Raw genomic sequence first — 21193 nt, forward strand, 5'->3', positions numbered from 1 at the left:
TGCTCTCCCTTACCAAAAATAGGTAACAGTGGCAGAGTATTGGTCGCCGCGACCCGGCGTTCCTGGAATTTCTTCAAAGCGCTCATCCCACAAGTTATCGACTGCCAATACCAGACTTAACCCTTCAATCTGGGCCGGTGAGTATGTGAGAGTAACATGCGAGAAGAACGCAGAGTCACTGCCGTTTCTAAGCGCATTGGTTTCCTGTTTTCTCCATTCGTTGTCAATGCGAACTTCAACCGTATCGGTTGCAATCCACACCAATCCAAGGGTTGCGCGATGCGGCGGATAGTTAAGCGCGTAAAAGCTCGCGTCTACCTCATCAATTCGATAGTCTTCAGACTTATGTAGATAGGTGTAGCTGGCCACCACGTCTGCGCTATCAAAGCGTTTAATGGCAATCACATCAACACCTAGGGTTTCGATATCAACCGGGTTTGCACTGCGAGCTGAAGTAGCGTCGAAGCTATACGTCCAATCCGTCAGTTCGTTATCCCAGCGATAGAATACGGCGGTATCAACTTTGAAAGACGATTTATCAAATGACGCCCCAAACTCTAGGTTTTTGCTGACTTCTCGCTGTAACTGGTTGTTACTTCTAAACAGACCGCTGGTGGTGCTGCCGCCTACAGCCGTGTAGCCAGCCACCTGCGTCGCCTCTGCGTATGAAAGATAGAGCGTACGCGAGGCATTGTTGTCCGTTTGGGTAAACCAACTGATATCGCCTACAAAAGACAATCGATCGTCGTCGCGGTTGGTATCGTCGAAGGCCCCACCTAAACGAACGATAAGCGATTCATTGCTGTTCAACTGCACTCGGTACTCGGGCACTACGCTTATTTTATAGTAGTCGCGAGAGGTGAAATTGTTCTCTAACGTGGTTGATGTGATGTCGTCTGCAGTAAGCTGTGCTGCATAGTTGATACCGAATTCTTGCGATACATTATGGGTACCAGAAAACGCCAATGACTTCACTTGGGTTTCGTGAAACGCCTGAAACGCTTCAGGGTTTTCTCGTGAGAATACGTAATGGTCGTCATTCTCTCTGTAGTAAGCAGAAACCTCAAAGTTATTTTCTATGCCCTCTTCGCCGTAGCGCTGTTTATGATTTAGCATGACCAAACGGGTTTGAATGTCTTCTGTTTCGTTTACGTTAAAAGGCGTGTACAAGTTAGGCCAGCCAAAGAACTTTTGCTGAAAGCCATAAAACACGTCGGTTTGTGAGGTTTTACTTGCCAGCTGGATACGCCCTGACGCGCGTTCGAAATTATGATCGCCATTAGCGATAGAGCCATCACTTTCAGAGCGAGAATACTCCCCTTCAACCCCAACAGACCAACCGAGTAAATCACTAAGCGCGTGCTTTACTGCACCGTGTACACGCTGCAAATTGAAGTTGTTATTACCTACTCCCACTGACACACTGCCTGCTGTTTGGATGGGACGCCAGCCGTAAGACACCGTACCTACAGAGCTATTTACGCCGTAAAGCGCATTATCGACGCCCGTGAAAATACTCGGCTTCGTCAACATTTCTGGCGCAATGGGAATTTCAGCGAAATAGTGCCCCGTTTGCGGGTCGATAAGCGTTGCGCTTCCCACTCGAAAGCCCGTGTTTTCGAATATACCGCCGCGAATAGTCACGTCAGCCTGCGCTTCTGCCATGTTCCTTGATTGCAAATCGACTCGCGGATCGTACTCTAAGTTAGATATAGGTGAATTAAACGTCCCTACCGGCTTGTTGTTCGCCGTCGCCGCCCCTTCAATCGTAATTTTTTCTACGCCTTTTTCGTTGCTGTCCACGCCAGCGTTAGCGCTTGATGAAACAACACTTTCAGCGGCCATGGCAGAAAAAGGTAGAGTACAAAAGAGTAATGAGAGGGTTGTATGACGCATTTAGGGTCCTAGTTCAAATTTACGGGTAGCCAGCAAGAAGGCGTAACAAAGACGCGAAGTGTATAGCATTGGCAGGAAGAGGAAAACGCCAGATAGTTGAGTTTGGACCAGTATATTACTTTGCAACAACGCTTTGTAATAACGCTTTGCGCGTTTTCACCTTCCGAATGAAGCGCCCGATATGCAATTAGTCTTCAAGAATCATTAATCTCACCTTTTGGTTCCTAAGCACTCTTGCGTAAAGAAACGAGATAACATAACATCTACCGCCTTTTTTATAACCTCTGAAGACACGTAAAACCTTGCTTATGCTTAACATTAAATTACCGTTTTTATTTTCGCTAGCTGCACTATCGGTAAATGCCGCTGCGCAAAGTGATGAAAGCTCCCTTCAAGGTGCTCATGATGAACTTGAACACATTGAGGTAAAAAGACACTTTCAGCCATATCGTGGTAATGTACCGCTAATCGACACGCCTCAAGCAATCGACCGAATTACTGCCGATACATTAGCAAATGAAGGGATCACGCGTTTCATCGATGCGTTAGACTTTGCGCCCACCATTGTTAGACAAAACAATTCTGGCGGCATGTTCGATAGCTTTGCGATCCGAGGCTTTTCTGGCGATGAAAATAACCCATCGGGTTATTTAATCAACGGCTTCAACGTGCGTGGCTATAGCGGTAATAGAAGCACGGTTAACGTTCAAACCATAGAAGTAATGAAGGGTCCGGGATCAGCCTTATATGGTCAAGGGGAACCTGGCGGTACCATTAACGTTATTACCAAAAAACCTCAGTTTGAAGAGCAAGGCTACATCCAAGGTACCGTAGGTAATTTTGATAAAAAACAAGTAGAGTTCGATTACACGAACGGCATTAATTCAGACATGGCGTATCGCGTTAACGGTTCATACGAAGATTCTGATACTTATCGCGATAACGTGTTTTTCAAGAATTTGAACCTTAACCCTTCATTTATCTGGAACATTTCTGATCACACCAGCTTAAGCTATCAGATGGAAATATTGGATCAGGAAAAGCCGCTTGATCGCGGTGTGTTCATATTGAATAACGACTTCGACGCCGTAGATGCCGAAGACTTCTATGGTGATGTTAGAGACGGAGCCCATGAAGTTAAAGCCTTCGGACATCAGCTAGTGTTAAATCACGAATTGAATCACAACTGGCATTTACTCAGTGGCTTCGCCTACAGAGACTCTTCTTTTGAAGGGCAGTCTTCAGATACTGAACTGTCAGAAGGCCGTCAGCTTTTGTATACCGACCCATCTATACTTTCAAGGCAACGCAGAACCCGCGACTATCAAGCGCAAGACTTATCGCTACGCTTTGAATTAAGCGGTGTGGTAGACGTGGCAGGCTTTGTAAACAACGTCTTGTTTGGTTTGGACTATTACAACTACCATATTGATACAGACTATGGTCGTTGGCGCACTGTGTGGGGTGCTGGTGATACCACTTATAGCATCGACCCAGAAAATCCAGACTACACTATTTTCAGACCCGAAGTGACGCCCACGACACTCACAGCAGAAAAGCAAAAAGGGTTAGGGTTTTACGCACAAGATATTATTGAACTTACTGACGCCACCAAACTTTTAGTTGGCTTTCGTGTGGACAAGTTCGAGCAAGACATTTTCAATAAGTTAAGCAATGAAGGACAACAACAAGACCAAACGGAAGTGACGCCACGTTTCGGTTTTGTGTATGAAATCAATGATTCTGTAAGCCTTTACACTAGCTATGCAGAAGGTTTCAGACCCAACCCCGGACTTGATTCAGACCGCAACGCCTTTGACCCAGAAGAAACCACCTCTTTTGAGGTAGGTGCTAAGTGGGAAAACATTGCTGATATGTTTTCTGGTAGCGTCGCTATTTTTGATGCTGAAAAGACCAACATGCTTACCGCTGAACCTAACACTGGCTTTTCAGCCACGCTCGGTGAAGTTGAAAGCCAAGGGGTTGAATTTCAATTAACAACTGATCTTACTTCAGACATTCGTCTTGATATGGCCTATGCATACATAGATGCTAAAACCGCAAACGAAGTAAATAACTTGGATTGGGGCGTGCCTGTTCCTAAAGGATCGCGCTTAATCAATATTGCCAAGCATTCGGGGTATATCTCGCTTAACCATTTCACCAGCATCTTTGAAAAAGAAGCGTTCTTTGGTGTGACCATGCGTTACGTGGGCGATCGCTTAGGGCAAACCACAGATCCAACATTCATCTTGCCGTCTTACACGCTTGTGAACTTAGCAGGGTCAGTGAATATCAGCGATGCGCTTTCTATGAGATTTGACGTGAATAATCTGTTCGACAGAGATTACTTTGAGAACTCATACCATCAGCTTTGGACCATGCCGGGCTCACCGACTAACTATACGGTGAGCGTTAAGTATCAGTTTTAGTATTTAGTTTTGAAAGCCTCTATTTCAGTAAGTTCTTTTAAACTGCGCAAGATGCACGTTTAAAACTGAAAATAAAAGCCGGAAGCGTTTTCATCGCTTCCGGCTTTTTAATTTTATAACTCCAGCAAATGTAAGGGTTGTTTGCCTTGTTACAAACTCTCTAAATCAAACGCGCCTTGCTTTGAGAGCTTTTCGTTCAATGGCTTCACTTCTTCACCAAACAAGGCTTCTAGCTGCACTTTATACTGCTGCCACTTTGCGTCTAAGTCTTCTAACCGTTTTAGTGCACCAGCTTGTGCAGGCGCGCCGGTTCTGTCGAAGTTATCCATCAAGAAACGTACTTGTCTGTCGAGCATATTCGGCCAGTTAATGTCATCTTCAAAAGTTTGATGCTTGGGCTGAATAACCAACGCTTCCCAGTCGTCGATTGCACTAACAATGCGCTCGATTGAAGCCGACACATCGCTTGCCAGCATTACGTTATCTTCAGAAACGCCGTTTAATTGTGCTCGCACATCACGGGCTTTTTGCAGGTGTGAAAACAAATCATTCAGTAAAGTTTCTGTAGCCTGAATGCTCTTTTCAACCACTTGAAGCTGCGCTTTATCTGCTTCTTCTCTTGGGTCTGGAAGTACTTTAAACGCGCGAGTTTGTGCCTGTTCACCGACAGTGATTTTCGCTTTGTAATCTCCCGGCATCACGCGGGCGCCATTCCAACCGCCAAACAGTTTTACGTTTTCTATGCAGTTTAGTGGCTCGCGGCGAAGGTCCCATACAAATTCGTTATAACCCGCCTTTGTTGCCGGATGTTTAAATTTGATGGGGCTGCGAACGTCTTCGTTACCTTTCGCGCACTTCTCAAATGCACTAGGTGCAGATGACAGTGTGCGAACAAGCTCGTTATCGGCATTAAATATATCAATGCGAAGCGTTTGCTCACCTTCTATTTCATCCTTCAAATAGTACCGGAAAGTTGCGCCACGCGGTGGATTCTTCGCTTGTGGCTGGTCAGTCATGCCTCCGCCAGATAACAAGCGAATGCCATCAATGGGTTCAAACTGGAACAGCGCTTCGTTATCTAGCGACTTATGCACTTCACGTAGCGGTGCTATGTCGTCTAAAATCCAAAAGCCTCGGCCTTGGGTTGCAACAACTAAGTCATCGCCTTTCACCTGCATATCGGTAATCGCCACAGGCGGAAGGTTTAAGTCTAGTTCTTGCCAATGTTTACCGTCGTCGAAACTAATAAACATGCCGCTTTCTGAGCCAGCGAACAGCATACCTTCGCGCTCTGTGTCTTCCCGTACTACACGAACAAAAGCGTCCTCTGGTAGGCCTTCGTCAATACGCTTCCAGCGCTTGCCAAAGTTGTCGGTTTTGTAAATGTAAGGCGTGTAGTCATTTAATTTATAGCCTGCCACTGCCACATAGGCTCTGCCTTGTGCGTGGGGGCTAAGTTCTATGGCATTGACCTGCGCTTCTTTTTTGTGAGGGGTAATATCTTTCCAGTTTTTACCTTCATCACGGGTTATATGAAGCTTACCGTCATCGGCTCCCACCCAAAGCTCACCTTTGTTAACTGCTGACTCGGCTATATAGAACACCGTATTGTAGTATTCAGCTCCAGCTTGTTCATTGGTAATCGGCCCGCCGTTCAGCCCTTGCTTTTCAGGCTCATTTCGAGTCAAATCCGGGCTTATTTCCTGCCAGTTCACACCGCGATCTGTGGTTTTTAAGATCATCTGCGTGCCATAGTACACGGTGTTAGGATCATGCTTTGACACTACCACTGGGGCATTCCAGTTGGTGCGGTACTTTTGGTCACGTGCGTTTCTGCCAAACACATATTCAGGGTAAGGCATGATGGGCCGCGTAAGCCCAGTATCGCGGTTGTATTCGGTTAATGTGCCGTTGATGGTAGTGGCGTAAATAAGGGTTGGATCGTCTGGGTTAAATGCAATATGCGCACTCTCGCCGCCGCCAACAGAAAACTGATCTTCTATTCCCATACCGTCGCCCCACGTCTCAGACGGTGTAGCCATGGTCGAGTTATCTTGCTGGCCGCCATAAACGTAGTAAGGGTTTAAATTATCGGTAATAACGCGGTAAAACTGCGCCGTTGGCTGGTTGTAAATGCTTGACCACGATTCACCACCATCGAAGGTAACGGTTGCGCCACCGTCGTTAGCGTTGATCATATTTAAGCTGTTTTCCGGGTTTATCCACATATCGTGGGTATCACCGTGGGGCAGTGATTTAATTTCGAAGGTTTTGCCGCCATCAATAGATTTATGCAGCTGCACATTCATCACATAAAGGGTATTTTCGTCGTTAGGGTCTACCTTGATGTGGTTGTAGTACCACGCGCGGGCTTTAAGAATATTGTCGCCGTTCATCAACGACCACGACTTGCCCGCATCGTCACTGCGATATAGGCCGCCTTCTTCAGCCTCGACAATGGCATACAGGCGCTTCGGGTTAGACGCGGCAATATCTACACCTACCTTACCAATAAGCGTAGGCAGCCCTTTTTCTAATTTGTCCCAGCTTTCACCGCCATCTGTTGACTTATAAAGGCCACCGCCCTCACCGCCTGATTTAATAAACCACGGTGTTCTGCCGTGATGCCACATGCTGGCATAAAGAATTCTGGGGTTAGATGGGTCGATTGCTAAGTCAGCGGCACCGGTATCGGCGTTTACTTTTAAAACATGCTGCCATGTTTTACCGCCGTCTGTCGTTTTAAATATACCGCGTTCTTCGTTAGGTCCCCAAATATTGCCCTGCACTGCCGCCCATGCTATATCGGGACTGGTGGGATGGATACGAATTTTGGGGATTTGACCCCGTTTATCTAAACCCACCAGCTTCCAGGTTTCACCGCCGTCTGTAGATTTATAAACACCTTTTCCATGACTAGTAGTTACACCTCGAATAGGGCCTTCACCCGTACCCACGTAAATAACGTTTGGATCTGAAGGCGCAACGGCGATAGAACCTATGCTGCCTACCTTAAATGTTTTATCGGATATGGCTTTCCAGGATAAACCGGCGTTTTCGGTTTTCCAAACACCGCCACCTGCGGTGCCCATAAAATAAAGATTGGTATTACCTTCAACTCCAGTAACCGCCACCGAACGCCCACCGCGGTAAGGCCCAATAAAGCGATACTCCATTTTATCGAAAAGCTCAGGGTTAACCGTATCTTCAAGTGCGAATGCAGAATACGAGAAACTAGAAAGTGCGCTTACGCAAAGAGCTAGCGCAGCCACTATTTTCCCAGAAACCAGTCTCTGTGAAACCATAGAAAGTGCCTTGTTGTGTTTTTATTTTTAATAAGAAGAGTTTCTTATACTGCTTTGTTACGGGCGTTATGGCAAAAGTTTTTGTTATAGAAAAAGCACTTGTTTATGAAAAATAGTGACGTAAACAATCAATTTCCCATGAGGGAAATTCTGCATAGGACATTGTCTTATAGAGCGACTTGCTTATCTGAGCTATAGATAGAAAAAGACTAATAAAAGCAGATAATTAAGAAGCTTCAAATGGACTATTACGTTTATATATTGTTTGATACAAAAACCAATGACGTTTTCTACGTAGGGAAAGGTAAAGGTTTCAGAATTGATCATCATGAAAATGATGCTATCGAAAGTGAAAAAACTGAAAAGATAAAAGCCTTACAAAAGGACAACCGATTCGGTAAACGAATTGTAGGGCGCTACTCAACTGAAAACGAAGCCCATGCTGTTGAAACTGTGCTCATTAAATGGGTATACGGTTTTGATAACCTTACAAATAAAGTGCATGGCCGTTACTCTGCGTTAATACGTACAATGGGTGATTATGAAAACATTCCAGGTATTGATGTGGAGTACACGCCTAGTCTCAACGACGGTTCATTCACTAAAGCTCAGCAAGAAAAGTTTGTGAAAAACAACATTGAAGCCAAGCTTGAGTCAATCAAAGAGAATATCGAGCCTCTGCTTGAAGATACTGAATATTCAGTAAGTGAAATTATCGGTAAGTCACCTGCTGACACTGGTTTATGGATAAATAACCCTGCGATAGACATTTCGATTAGGCTAAAACTACCATTAGCTGGAAGAACGATCAGCCCAGAGTTTGTAAGCACAAATACAGATAAAGAATCGAAGACGCGCTTTGCACAGGTCATGGCCCCACTAAAAGTAAATAATGGCAGTGTAGGCAGCTACATAGGGTTGCAGAATTATCTTGAGCGAACTGGTATTAAAAAAGATATTGAGGTACGCCCAAGAGCTGATGATATTGATGAGATCTTCAATGTCGTAACATTCATGATGGAACAACTTCAAACGAAATATAGTTAGACAATTGAGATAGGCAGGTCCATAGATTTAACTAGTATGGACCTAACCTGATTCTTAGCTTCCTTTTTAAAAATAATCCCTCAACACACACTCGCTGTTGGAAAGCTTAGCGACTATACGCTCACCAAAGCCGGGTAAAAACTCGATGGTAATAGAGACGCCTTCGCCTCGGCTTTCCATTGGATAACCGCTTAGCCACTTAAGGTAGGTTTCTACTTCGCTATCTGTTAGCACCATCGATTCATTCAAAGCAACTTTGGTTGATTGGATAGTCTCTCTATCAAAGTCACTGCTACCATCATCTTTTTTTTCAGGCTCTGCAGCATCATTGGAATTCGTATATGGCTGTTTTTTCATGGCGTTTCCTTAAAGTCATCACTACAGACTAGGTGTTTCTTTGTTATGAATATCTAGATTAAACAAAGAAATGTATTGCCTGAATAAGCCGTTGTCTTAGCCCGTACACGATTTCGTTGTTCATCTGTTGCCTCAGCCCTTACAATGAATACATTCTGTTGTTACGGCGTTAGCATTGGTGGCTCACGCTGTGTAATTCGACACCTAATTACTAAAGAGACTTTTTTATGAGATTTCTACTTTCTACAGCTTTCGCTATTGCGCTTGCAGGCTGTGCAACCCTTTCTCAGTTAGCGGTTTACACGGTTTCTAATGCCGAGTTAGAACAAGTACTTGATAGCCAAGTAAGCAAACTGCAAAAGCAAACGTCACTTGCTGGTATTCCTCTGTATTTGGATGTGGAAGATATGACGGCGACCATCGGACCAGATGGAAGAGACGTGGTTCAGCTAGGCGCGATTGCTACTGCGCGTATTAGTGCCTTTGGTTTGAACTACCCAGCCAAGGTAAGCCTTTCATTAGAAGGCACGCCTTATTATGACAGTGAAGAAAAAGCGATTTTTGTGCGTTCATTGTCTCTACTTGATAGCACAATTGATGCTGGCGGCTTCAAGGGTAATTTAGCCCCTGTAAGTGGCGAATTCATGCAGCTCATTAACGGCTATCTAGCCACTAACCCCGTTTATCGTTTAGACCCTGCGAACAAAGCAGTAAGCATGCTTTCAACGGTACCTTTACAGCTAACTGTAGAGCAAGGGCAGCTTGCGCTTCGACCTAAACAATAATCATTGAAAAAACGTATGAAGTGTCGAGATTGTTAATGGCTAAAGGTGCAAAAGTAACCTGAGCCTCGATGCTCGTGAACAGATTTTCCCATTCAGTGAAATAGGCAGGCATAGTGACAGAACGTATCAAAACACTAGATGAATTCGCAAAGCACGTAGATTACTCTTTGCTGAATACGCTCACTCCCGATCCGCAGTCGACGTGCGATGGTGACGACCATGACCCGCGCCAAGTATTCTCAGGTCACTATGTGCCAGTGATTCCGACCCCATTAACTGCACCGACGTACGTTGCTCATAGCGAAACTCTGTTTGCCGAATTAGGTTTAGACGACAGCTTGGTAACTTCTAAAGAGTTCACCCAGCTGTTTTCAGGCGACATGTCTGCAGTGCCTGAATCTATGAAGTCGTTCGGCTGGGCAACCGGCTACGCACTTTCTATTTACGGTACGGAGTACACACAGCAGTGTCCGTTTAGAACGGGCAACGGCTACGGTGACGGCAGAGCAATTTCTATCGTTGAAGCGGTGCTAAACGGCAAGCGTTGGGAAATGCAGTTAAAAGGTGCGGGCCGCACGCCTTATTGCCGCGGCGCAGATGGTCGAGCCGTATTGCGCTCTAGCGTGCGCGAATTTTTAGTGCAAGAGCACATGAACGCGCTTGGCATTTCGACCTCACGCTCACTTAGCTTGTTTATGTCTGAATCTGACACCGTAGACAGACCTTGGTATCGCGAAGGATCTCACTCCTATGAACCTGAAGTGATGGTAGAAAATATCACAGCAATATCTACCCGCGTTGCCCCTTCGTTTTTGCGCGTAGGGCAACTGGAGCTTTTTGCTAGGCGCGCAAGGTGTAATGAACACAGCGAAGCATTAAACGAGCTAGAAGCCATTGTTAAGCACCTTATTGAGCGAGAGTACGCAAGCGAAATAGACACTACAGCGCCGTTTAAAGAGCAAGTGATAACGCTGGCTGAGCATTTTAGAGGCCGATTAACCCGCCTAGTTTCTAATTGGGTTCGCGTAGGTTACTGCCAGGGCAACTTTAATAGCGATAACTGTGCCGCCGGTGGTTTTACGCTGGATTACGGGCCATTTGGTTTTTGTGAGTTTTTTGAAGCAGACTACCAACCATGGACAGGCGGCGGTCGTCATTTTTCGTTTTTAAACCAGCCCATTGCTGCGCAAAAGAACTTTGATATGTTCTGCCGCTCACTGATGCCGCTACTTGAAAACAACAGTGAACAGATCGCTAAGCTTAACGATATTAACGACGGTTTTTCTGGCGTTATGGAACGCGCCATGGAGAGCATGTGGGCAACAAAGCTTGGCCTTGCGAGCTACGACCACGACTTGCTTATCAAGCTACTGCAATTAATGCTGCGCACAGGCGTTGACTACAATATGTTTTTCCGAGAGCTATCATCAATGCCTGAAGATACGGCGAGTTTGACGAAGAGCTTTTACTACCCGCCTAAAGCAGAGGTCATGACAGAATGGAAAGCCTGGTTACAAACGTGGCGTGAGCGTATTGAAAAGGACGCTGAAGCACAAGTTGATGCAGCAAACGCTATTGCTGCTACCGCAGAGAACATGCGCCAAGCAAACCCTAAATTCACATGGCGCGAATGGCTTATTATGCCAGCCTATAAAGCCGCAGAGAAAGGCGACTTTACCCAAATTCACGAACTACAGAATATACTTACCGCGCCTTATGATGAGCAGACAGAAGAGGTAGAGAATAAGTATTATCAACTGCGCCCACTTGAATTTTTCAGTGCTGGCGGTGTTGCGCATTACAGCTGCTCTTCGTAACAAAGAGCAGCTGCATCTCATTCGACTTACAGTGAGTCGATGGCAGAACTGGGCTCAGTAAACCACACCGGGCCATCTTCGGTCATATAAAAGTGATCTTCTAAGCGAATACCGAACTCGTTTGGTACTACGATCATAGGTTCGTTACTAAAACACATACCAGATGCTAGCGGGTGAGGATTGTCTTTCACCAAATACGGCCATTCGTGAATATCCATACCAATGCCGTGCCCGGTTCGATGGGGCAAACCTGGTAAGTTATAGTCAGGTCCTAAGCCATCTTTTGCTAAGCTGTCTCGCGCGGCTTTATCAACATCGCCACAGGAAACACCAACTTTTGCAGCGTTAAATGCGGCAAGCTGCGCGCGCTTTTCGCTTTCCCATAGTGCTCGTTGCTTATCGGTTGGCTCACCAAAACAATAGGTTCGAGTAATATCAGACAGGTAGCCATGTACTTTACAGCCAGTATCAATCAATACTAAGTCGTTTTTCTTTAGTACTTGAGGGTCTTTAACGCCGTGGGGAAACGAGGTGGCTTTTCCAAAAAGTACAATGCAAAAATAATTACCCGTGGCCCCCACTTTCTTGTGTGCATCGTTAATAAATGCTTCAACTTCAGTAGTAGTAATGCCTTCATAAAGCATACTGGCAGTCGCTTTATGCACGGCAAGGGTCATGTCCATAGCACGTTGAATGAGCGCGAGTTCACTTTCAGATTTGTGCATGCGACAGTGTGCTGTTACCTCAGCACCATTGATAATTTGCCAAGGTTGGCCAAGCATCTTATTCAAACCATCTACGATAAAAAACTGGGTCGACTCATCCACACCCAGTTTATCGCCACCAGCGGTATTTAGTTTATCTAGCATAGCGATGACAAGCGCATATGGGCTCTCGTGCTCTTGCCAGCCAATTATGTCGCCTTCCACTAATTTGCGTTCGTTTAAAGAGTCAATTTCAAAGGTAGGAGCTAGATATACAACGTCACCTTTTGCAGGCAAAAGCGCACCGACTAAACGCTCACTGGCGTACCACTGCATTCCTGTAAAATACGCCAAGTTAGTGCCCGCGTTTAAGTAAAGCGCGCCTATGTCATGCTGTTGCATGTAATGCTGCGCCTTGGCAATTCGGGCCTGATACTCAGAAAGAGGGATGGGTGTTAAGTCGCCTGTCATGTCGACAAGACTATCAAGTGCTTGTTGTGCTGTCTTTGTGCCGATAGCTGTGTTCATCAAAGCCCGCCTTAGGTCTGAAATTTTAAAACGGGCTCACTTTACAACACTCAAAAATAATGTCGAGATAGCAGTCGCTCACCCGACAATTCGTTTAGTTCTTGCGTATCAATTACATTACACGCCCCACAGCATGCACTTTAAAGCGCGCCTTTCCATGCCTTTTCAGGCAGCAAATAAAGGCCCTTTTCACTCTTCGCACCTTCATTGACTATAAAGCCTATACCAGCAGCCATAACCGCTAACGTCACGTCAAACGCATTAATGCTGTCACCATAGCCCGCTGTTAGGTTAAACATAGAGCCATCGGCTAGAAGATACAGTGTTTTATCGCCCAGTTTATAGGCATTTACATAAGGCATTGGCTCACTGTGAGTAGCGTTGTTTTTAAGGTAAGGCACATCAATTTCTTGCGCTACGTGGCCCACATTTAAAATAAACGCCCCGTCTTTCATGCTGTCTAAATGTTTTGAGTTCACTACGCCATAGGCACCAGTTGCAGTGGCGATTACGTCTGCTTGGCTAGCGGCTTCATTTAAATCAACCACTGGCCAGCCGTCGTATTTCGCCTGAAGCGCTCTTGCTGGATCAAGTTCTGCAACTTGAACCTGTGCCCCGAACGCTTTAGCCGAGGCAGCAACGCCCTGCCCAACCAAACCATAACCAATAACAACCACTACTTTTTCGTGCAGGGTTAGATGAGTGGTTTGGAAGAAAGTTTGCCATGCGCTCAAGCCCACCATGTGCCTGTTGTGAAGCCCTTCTTTTACCGGCAAATCATCCCAATTAAATATTGGATAGTTTGGCGCCATACCATTTAAACGGTTAATACCAGAACCCGTTGCTTCTAACCCCGATACAATATTTGGTACTGGTTTATTTGCTTTTATATTTTCGTGAAGTCGAGTTGTCAGATCAGCGCCCATTTCACACAAATGGGTAGGCTGCCACGCCAGCGCTTTATCGAATGACTCAGACCAGTCAGCCTCGCTCATATCACGCCATGCATGGGCCGTTGCGCCTTTATCAACAAGGTAAGACACCACGTCATCTTGCACTGTAGTGGGGTTACACGTGGTAAGAAAAATGTCGCATCCTCGTGAAAGTAGCCCTTCTACCAAAGGCGCCATTTTCAAATCTAAATGCATGTTGCAAGCAAGTTTAACGTTCGACAAATCGGGAAGTGATGCAATGGCGTTACGAGTGCGCGGCATATGAAGGCTAGCCCACGCCAACTCTGCTTGAAAATCTTGGTACATGAAAAGGATACTCTGAGAAAATGAAAAGCAGAATCATACGTGAGAATGCTGTATTTATAAATCAGCTAGATACTTCCCTTTATTTCTCCTCTTGGTTATTTCCTCTTATTCTGAATCTTCCTCCCAAAGCACTACTTTGTTTCGACCTTTTGCTTTCGCTAGGTACAAGGCTTGGTCTGACTGTTTAATGAGAACATTAATATCCTCTTCGCCTGGCGAGGTGCCTGCCACACCTATACTTACTGTCACTCGTATGAAATTGTTAATGTCGTGGGTGAAAAGGTGTACGCGGAGATTCTCGGCAATTTGCTTGGCGTAATGCACCCGAGTATTGGGCAAAAATACCAAAAACTCTTCGCCGCCCCAGCGAAAGGTAATGTCAGAGCCCCTAACTTGCCCTTTAATTTCTTCAGCGACTTTTTTCAGCACCTTGTCACCCATGTCGTGACCATATTTATCGTTGATACGTTTAAACCAATCAATATCAATGAGCATAACCGACATGAACTTATTACTGCGCTTTCCCATCTCCCAAATAGGATAAACCAAGTCTTCAAAAGCTCGCCGATTATAAAGCGACGTAAGCGGATCAAGCCTTGCGTCACGCTCGGCGTTTCTGCGCGCTTGCTGTACTTGTTTGTAGTTAAATGCCAGTGAGATAGATAGCAAAGACATTTCCAACACCATACCAATTTCAATGCCTCTAAATGCCCATTTAGAGTATGGAATAAGCCCCCATGTGGCTAGACTCGACACCATCGCACCGCCGGTTCCGCATAAAATGGCAGGGAGGAAAAATTTAGCTAATGTGTCGCCATTACGGTAGGCAAAAATTCCTATCAATAACATCCAAATCGCTATTGTTGTTAAAACGGCAAGCTGCGACATCACCGCGAAAGAGCGACTTCCAATCAACACAATGGTGACAGCGAGTGCACCCAATGCGCCATAGATATACTTCCTACACCGATAGAGCTTTGGTAGATAGAGTTGGGTATTAAGAAACTCGATAGTGAATCTTACCGCACTGAACAAATACAAAAACATTAGCGCGGGCAAAAGCCACTGTTGAAGGAATATCGATTCTGACCAAAGCCACCAAAAACCATGACCGGTATAAGTGAAGTTAAATAGCAAAAACGAGAGAAGGTATAAGGAATAAAGCAGGTAGCGCCGTTCTTTAAGATAAGAGTATAGAACCAAGTTGTAGACCAATAAAATAACGAGTGCGCCGTACAACGCGCCATAAAAATACGCATTTTCCGTTGTCTTGTTTTTGGCAACTATTGGGGGCCCTACATATATGGGGATCGTCATAGGATCTTCAGAGGAAAATCGAAAAACCACCAGCGTTTCAGGTTGGGTAAATCGATAGAATACGGAAGGCATTCTTGCGTCTTCAAAGCGAGCACTGTGCACCTGATTATCACCAAGTTTTACATGACGCTTTCTTTGACCGTTTTCGAAAAAATAGAGGTCGATTTCGTCTAGCCACGCATTATCTATCTCTATTTTCAGAGGAAGAAAAGGTACGTTTATTGGGCTATTTTTAGCAATACGAGTAACAAGAACACCATATGTATCTAATTCAACAGCCAACACACCCCAAACCGTGTTACCAGTGAACCCATAACTAACGCGCCCATTAGTATTTTTTATAAGTGTATTCTGCTGATACTTAGTCAGGATGTCTTCAGCAGTAAGCTGACTACCTTCCTCGTAATACATCCACAGCTTGTCGTTAACTAACTGCATTTTATCTAAAGACGCAGTACTTTTAGCGTAAGCGTGAGAGAGCCCGCCCCACAAGCAATTAACTATTACAAAACCAATAAATAAAAGAAGTGCTTTCATACATCAATTCTTTTTTATAGGGGCTTTTGAACACAGGGCTAGCTTTTGTATCGGCAACCCTTTCTTATATAAATATTAAGTTACGCTTATCAAAACCGTTTGTGAATAGGTTAAATTCATCAATATTCTACAAATGCGTTTTTATGTTGTTTCGTTTCCACTTGTAAAGGCTTACGTATCTTTTATGCTTAGTTTTATTACCAGCACGCTGATTCCTGTTTTGCTCCTTCTGTTAATGGGATGGCTATTTTTTCGCATTAAATGGCTCAATGAAGGGTTTATAGAAGCTGGATCTAAACTGGTATTTAACGTTGCGCTCCCTGCGCTGTTATTTTTATCGATAGCGCGAGCAGACTTTTCTAAAGCCGCCAACCTATCGCTGATAGGCGTTGGGGTTATGGGCACGCTCATTGTTTTTGCCGCTCTGATGATTACCTCTCATCTGACCGTACATCCGTACAAAGCCAGAGGTGTGGTTGTACAAGGCGGTTTCAGAGCCAATATGGGCATTATTGGCCTTGCTTATTGTGCCAATACCTATGGGCAAGAAGGGCTTGCTGTAGCCTCGGTCTATATGGGATGTATTACTATATTGTTTAACGTATTGTCTGTCTTTGTTCTTAATTTTTATCAAGGCACGTCGCGTTCTTTGTTGGGTCAAGTTACTGGCATGGCGAAAAACCCGCTAATTCTTTCTATCGCGGCAGCGCTCCCCTTCTCTTACTTCGAATGGCAATTGCCCACCACCTTGATAAAAACCGGTGAATACTTTGCGCAGCTAACACTGCCACTTGCACTTATTTGTACCGGTGCTTCCCTACAGTTCCGCTCATTCTCCAGTGACTGGTTTAACATTGTGCTTAGCACAACCAGTAAATGCGTGGTTTATCCCACCATATTAGTCGCGTTTGCCTATGCTTTTGGATTTAGAGGTATGGAGCTGGGCATTGTTCTTCTTCTCGCCATTTCACCTACTGCCGCAGCAAGCTATGTCATGGTTAGAAACTTAGGAGGCGACTATCGCTTAGCAGCAAGTATTATCGCAGTCAGCACATTGGCATCTTTGCCTATTACCGCCCTCGCTTTTGGAATATTAAGTAAGCTACAGCTGGTGTGATGACAATACGTCTTTGTTAAGCGCATTTTAAGTTTATAAACAGTGAAGAGTGAAGCTATTGATGTGTTGTTAGACAGTATTGGAAACGAAAAGCGCCGGGCAACTCGACGTTAACCCGGCGAAAAAGGTGTAGCAGTCACCTTAATCTGCTTCTATCTCACCCTCTTCAATGGCCACAACGCGACGCGCTTCAACGTAGGTTTTAATAGCCCAAAGTGTCTCTTGGTCTAAGATAGGATCGGTTTGACCTTCAGGAATACCGCCAAGTGCAGGCATCCCTTTCGCCGAACCAAAACGCAAGCGCTCAACGAACCATTCGTCGTCTTCAAAGCTTTCTGGGTCGAGTTCACGAAGGTCTGGGTTTATTCCGCCAGACTGCGCGTGCAAGCCGTGACAGCCAGCACAATTATTTGCATAAGCTGATTCACCAAATTTGATAACTTTCGTTTTGGTGTCGTCGTCTAGGCTTCGGTAGGGGTTTTCAAACACCCACCCATTTTCAGACTCATCGCCATCAGTGATTGGCGGCATAGCTGAGCTATCTGCTCCTTGAGGGATAACATTTCCATGTGCAAGCACGTGGCCAGACAAACCAGTTACCACGAGCGCAGCAAACAACATCGATATTTTTGTTTTCATAATTCATACATCCTCAAAAGACTATGAATTAAGTATACTTACGAGTAAATAAGGGGTAACTCTACTTTGGTTTTGAAAGGCTCCTCCTTTGGTAGGAGACCACAATGATAGCCACTGAAAGCGCAAACTTTACCGTTGCTGCTTCAACGCTAGTGCTAAAGTCAGAGTCGAAATAAAGCCCATAAGAATGATGAAGACTTACCTTGCCAACAGGTAAATGAATAAGTGAAGAAAAAGGCCAGCGCACGTTAGCGCTGGCCATGCAATTATCACCGTTTTACGCTTGGATAATATTAGTTTTTTGCCACCTGCTGATAGCGCTTGGGCAATTTAAACGTCCACACAGTGCCGCCTTGGTTGAAGTGCTTCACGCGTTTTGCAACTTCACCGCCCCATAATGGCACTGCGCCGCCCCATCCAGATAGTACCGAGATATACTGCTCACCGTCCATTTCCCATGTCACTGGAGATCCAACAATACCTGAGCCAGTTTGGAACTTGTAAACCATTTCGCCGGTTTTGTCGTCAAAGGCCATAAGATAACCTTCAGGGTTACCGGTCCAAACCAAACCACCACCTGTAGTTAACACGCCGCCCCAAAGTGGAGAGAAGTTGTTATAGCGCCAAACGGTTTTACCTGTTTTGGGGTCAATCGCTTTAAGTACGCCGATAAAGTCCTCATTCACTGATTTAATGGTGAAACCAGCACCTAGGTACGCTGCACCTTTCTTGTAAGAGGTAGGCTCGTTCCAGATATCCATTTCCCATTCGTTTGAAGGCACATAGAAGAGTTCAGTATCTTTTGAATAGGCCATTGGCATCCAGTTTTTACCACCTAAGAACGCAGGACGCGCTACGACCTGTGCACCTTGTTTACCATTAGCTGATTGCGCTGGGCTTCCTGGGCGATTTTCTTCAATGTAGATAGGTCGACCTTTTTCATCCAGCCCCTTTGCCCAGTTTAATTTATCAACAAACGGGAAGCCGCGGATAAAGTCACCGTTTTCACGGTTAAGGACGTAGAAAAAGCCGTTTCTGTCAGCGGTTGCCGCCGCTTTCACTGTCTTGCCGTTTTCCTGGTAATCAAACGAGATAAGCTCGTTTACGCCATCGAAGTCCCAACCATCGTGTGGTGTGGTTTGGAAATGCCACACAATTTTTCCTGTATTAGGGTCGATAGCTAAGCGCGACGACGAGAAATAGTTATCGCCCGGACGTAGGTGAGAGTTCCACGGTGCAGGGTTACCCGTACCGAAAAATAGCAAGCCTGTATCTGAGTCATAAGTGCCGCCTAGCCACGTTGCTGCGCCACCGGTTTTCCATAAATCAGCAGGCCATGTTTTACCTGGCGCACCGCCTGAAATACCATTCTCGGTTTTCTTACCATCTTTCCACAAATACCCCATGTGCCCTTCAACGGTAGGTCTTACCCACAGCTGTTTGCCAGACTTCGCGTCGTAAGCATACACCTTACCGACGATACCGAACTCACCACCGGAGATGCCTGTAATGACTTTTCCGTCAACAACAATAGGCGCCGCAGTAATGGCGTAGCCCGCTCGGTAGTCTTCAACTTTCTTCTTCCAAACGGTTTTACCCGTGTCTTTATCCAATGCGACTAACTTAGCGTCCAAGGTGCCGAATATGACCAGATTATCGTAAAGCGCAACGCCACGGTTTATCACGTCACAGCAAGGCATAATGCCGTCTGGCAAACGCGCCTCATACTGCCATAATTCTTCACCAGTTCTCGCATCGATGGCCCACACACGAGAGTAAGATCCGGTTACATACATCACACCATCTTTTACCAGAGGCTGCGATTCTTGCCCCCGCTGCTTTTCACCGCCTAATGAGAACGCCCACACGGGACGCACTTCTTCTACTGTATCGCGGTTGATAGCGGTTAGCGGACTATAGCGCTGAGCTTTCAAGCCCATTCCATACGTCACTACGTCATCAGTGGTAACGTGGTCATTTTGAATATCTTTGTCGGTGACAACAGCATGGACAGGAGTTAACGCACTTGCACAAATCAGCATTGATAGGGCAAGTTTTTTAATTGGCATATTATTATTCATAACGGTTCCTAGTTGCATGTAGGCCATAAATGGTCTGTTTCAGACTATTCGTTAGGATTAGCATAGCTAGGGGTGATGTCGATGCCTATGCAACAGCGGAGTGATTTGACTCCTCCTTTAGGAGGAGGAATGAAGGGCTATTTTCCCTTTTGATTAATGCCTTTACGCCTTTTTGAAGTGATGCGTTATTAATAACAGTGCTAAAGCTAAAAAGGCATTTGGCCATAGTGTTACCGGTTAATAGGCTAGTGTTCGAAAGGACGTTATCCGAAGCGCTCTCGGCCAAACTGCTATTGTTTAACATGCTATTGGTCAGAATGCTCTTGCCCCGCAAAATAAGGCGGCATTTCATAATTGGTTTTGTATTTCTCAAATAGCCGTTGCATATCGCCCTCTACCACCATTCGCGTAATTACATCGCCAATTTCATAGCCAAGCGCGCGATAATTAGTGTGAACAGCAAGTCCAATGTCCCACTTTTGCTTTCCAATAAGCGGAAACGCGTTGCTTGCAAGGCGATATTGCTCATTATTAACAAACTGACTGAGGTAGGATATTTGCGAGCGCAATCCCATTACCGCTTCGACGGTTCCTGCTTTCATTGCGTCAATCGCTTCTGCATTTGAACCATAGTGCGATGTTTTTTCTCGCAATCGGCCGCCAAACGCTGACGTTAAGTAAAAGTGGGGAATGCTGTCTATTTCCGCACCAATCGTGTGATACTGAAACATGCCCATGGTTTCCACTTCGGGCAAGGTGTGCGTGTTGTGAATGATTTGCCAGCTTTCACGCTGATAAGGGGCAAACATATGAACGAGCTCATTAACCAACAAGCCCACGTCGTCACGTTTTTGAGAAAAGCTTGGGTCGTAAGGCGCGCGCATCATCACATCAGCCTTAATGCGATGAATTATATGGCCCTTCCATAGGTAATTTCTGAAATCGTCCTCTGTCGTTTCACCTGGTGTCATCCATATCAGTTCTAGCTCAACACCAAGGGCGCTCGCGATTTCACGGGCGATATCAATATCAATACCTGTGGGGCTGTCGTTTTCAATAAATGAAAATGGAGGATAGTCGGTGTACACCGCAATTCTAATTAAACCGCTGTCTTTAATATCGTCTAACGATCTTGCTTCCCCGAACGCAGAAAGCGCAGAACCCGTTATCAGGCAGAGTAAAATGAAAATAACTCGAAAAGGTTTAACTAACTGCACAGCTTACCCACTTATTCGATCGAACTTCTTAAGCATACTAAGGGGTTAGCGTGATTTTACTAATGCTACTTTAGCGCCATAGCATTCCTCCTTTAGGAGGATGTTCTTCGGGAAAATTGCCATATACCCTTATGTCAGACAAACAGATATCAGCA

General features: G+C 45.4%; 15 protein-coding genes. 5 read left to right on the forward strand and 10 right to left on the reverse strand.

The features are described 5' to 3' along the window. Nucleotides 1–9: 9 nt before the first annotated feature. Complete coding sequence (locus ACXAGV_RS03015) at nucleotides 10–1896, reverse strand: TonB-dependent receptor domain-containing protein (RefSeq protein WP_474871755.1); 1887 nt, start codon at nucleotides 1894–1896, stop codon at nucleotides 10–12. Nucleotides 1897–2204: 308 nt separating this feature from the next. Between ACXAGV_RS03015 and ACXAGV_RS03020 the strand changes: the two genes are divergently transcribed. Then, nucleotides 2205–4328: a TonB-dependent siderophore receptor gene (locus ACXAGV_RS03020; protein WP_474871757.1), complete on the forward strand. Its 2124-nt coding sequence runs from the start codon at nucleotides 2205–2207 to the stop codon at nucleotides 4326–4328. Nucleotides 4329–4477: 149 nt separating this feature from the next. Here ACXAGV_RS03020 and ACXAGV_RS03025 read toward each other — a convergent pair whose 3' ends face one another. Then, nucleotides 4478–7633, reverse strand: coding sequence for a WD40/YVTN/BNR-like repeat-containing protein (locus ACXAGV_RS03025; protein WP_474871759.1), 3156 nt, complete (start codon nucleotides 7631–7633; stop codon nucleotides 4478–4480). Between the two features lie 240 nt (nucleotides 7634–7873). Between ACXAGV_RS03025 and ACXAGV_RS03030 the strand changes: the two genes are divergently transcribed. Beyond that, on the forward strand, nucleotides 7874–8680 hold the full coding sequence (locus ACXAGV_RS03030; protein ID WP_474871760.1) for an LEM-3-like GIY-YIG domain-containing protein: 807 nt from the start codon (nucleotides 7874–7876) through the stop codon (nucleotides 8678–8680). A 66-nt stretch (nucleotides 8681–8746) separates the two neighbouring features. Here the strand turns inward: ACXAGV_RS03030 and ACXAGV_RS03035 are convergent, their stop codons facing one another. Continuing rightward, complete coding sequence (locus ACXAGV_RS03035; RefSeq protein ID WP_474871762.1) at nucleotides 8747–9037, reverse strand: hypothetical protein; 291 nt, start codon at nucleotides 9035–9037, stop codon at nucleotides 8747–8749. 227 nt (nucleotides 9038–9264) lie between these two features. Between ACXAGV_RS03035 and ACXAGV_RS03040 the strand changes: the two genes are divergently transcribed. Together ACXAGV_RS03040 and ACXAGV_RS03045 are read left to right on the forward strand one after the other, a co-directional pair. Beyond that, a complete protein-coding gene (locus ACXAGV_RS03040) occupies nucleotides 9265–9822 on the forward strand; it encodes a YceB family lipoprotein (RefSeq protein ID WP_474871764.1) in 558 nt (185 codons plus the stop codon). A 113-nt stretch (nucleotides 9823–9935) separates the two neighbouring features. Further along, nucleotides 9936–11639 carry a protein adenylyltransferase SelO family protein gene (locus tag ACXAGV_RS03045; protein ID WP_474871767.1) on the forward strand — a complete coding sequence of 568 codons (1704 nt, stop codon included), beginning with the start codon at nucleotides 9936–9938 and terminating at the stop codon, nucleotides 11637–11639. 26 nt (nucleotides 11640–11665) lie between these two features. Here the strand turns inward: ACXAGV_RS03045 and ACXAGV_RS03050 are convergent, their stop codons facing one another. From ACXAGV_RS03050 to ACXAGV_RS03060, 3 genes are all read right to left on the reverse strand, one after another. Further along, complete coding sequence (locus ACXAGV_RS03050) at nucleotides 11666–12871, reverse strand: M24 family metallopeptidase (protein WP_474871769.1); 1206 nt, start codon at nucleotides 12869–12871, stop codon at nucleotides 11666–11668. A gap of 140 nt (nucleotides 12872–13011) precedes the next feature. Beyond that, nucleotides 13012–14130: an adenosylhomocysteinase gene (locus ACXAGV_RS03055; protein WP_474871771.1), complete on the reverse strand. Its 1119-nt coding sequence runs from the start codon at nucleotides 14128–14130 to the stop codon at nucleotides 13012–13014. 105 nt (nucleotides 14131–14235) lie between these two features. Continuing rightward, nucleotides 14236–15984, reverse strand: a complete 1749-nt coding sequence (locus tag ACXAGV_RS03060; protein ID WP_474871773.1) for a sensor domain-containing diguanylate cyclase — start codon at nucleotides 15982–15984, stop codon at nucleotides 14236–14238. Nucleotides 15985–16168: 184 nt separating this feature from the next. Here ACXAGV_RS03060 and ACXAGV_RS03065 point away from each other — a divergent pair, with 184 nt between their 5' ends. Next, entirely contained in the window at nucleotides 16169–17101 is a 933-nt protein-coding gene (locus ACXAGV_RS03065) for an AEC family transporter (protein ID WP_474871775.1), read from the forward strand. A 141-nt stretch (nucleotides 17102–17242) separates the two neighbouring features. On the opposite strand, the gene pedF is transcribed toward ACXAGV_RS03065, so the two are convergent. The 4 genes from pedF to ACXAGV_RS03085 all read right to left on the reverse strand — a co-directional run bounded on the left by pedF (nucleotide 17243) and on the right by ACXAGV_RS03085 (nucleotide 21038). Then, nucleotides 17243–17740, reverse strand: a complete 498-nt coding sequence (gene pedF / locus ACXAGV_RS03070) for a cytochrome c-550 PedF (protein ID WP_474871777.1) — start codon at nucleotides 17738–17740, stop codon at nucleotides 17243–17245. A gap of 61 nt (nucleotides 17741–17801) precedes the next feature. After that, nucleotides 17802–18002: a hypothetical protein gene (locus ACXAGV_RS03075; RefSeq protein WP_474871779.1), complete on the reverse strand. Its 201-nt coding sequence runs from the start codon at nucleotides 18000–18002 to the stop codon at nucleotides 17802–17804. A 31-nt stretch (nucleotides 18003–18033) separates the two neighbouring features. After that, nucleotides 18034–19821, reverse strand: a complete 1788-nt coding sequence (locus tag ACXAGV_RS03080) for a PQQ-dependent methanol/ethanol family dehydrogenase (RefSeq protein ID WP_474871781.1) — start codon at nucleotides 19819–19821, stop codon at nucleotides 18034–18036. A gap of 305 nt (nucleotides 19822–20126) precedes the next feature. Continuing rightward, nucleotides 20127–21038 carry a substrate-binding periplasmic protein gene (locus tag ACXAGV_RS03085; RefSeq protein WP_474871783.1) on the reverse strand — a complete coding sequence of 304 codons (912 nt, stop codon included), beginning with the start codon at nucleotides 21036–21038 and terminating at the stop codon, nucleotides 20127–20129. Nucleotides 21039–21193: the final 155 nt, after the last annotated feature.

The sequence above is a fragment of the Alteromonas sp. ABH4_453 genome (genome assembly GCF_056160665.1).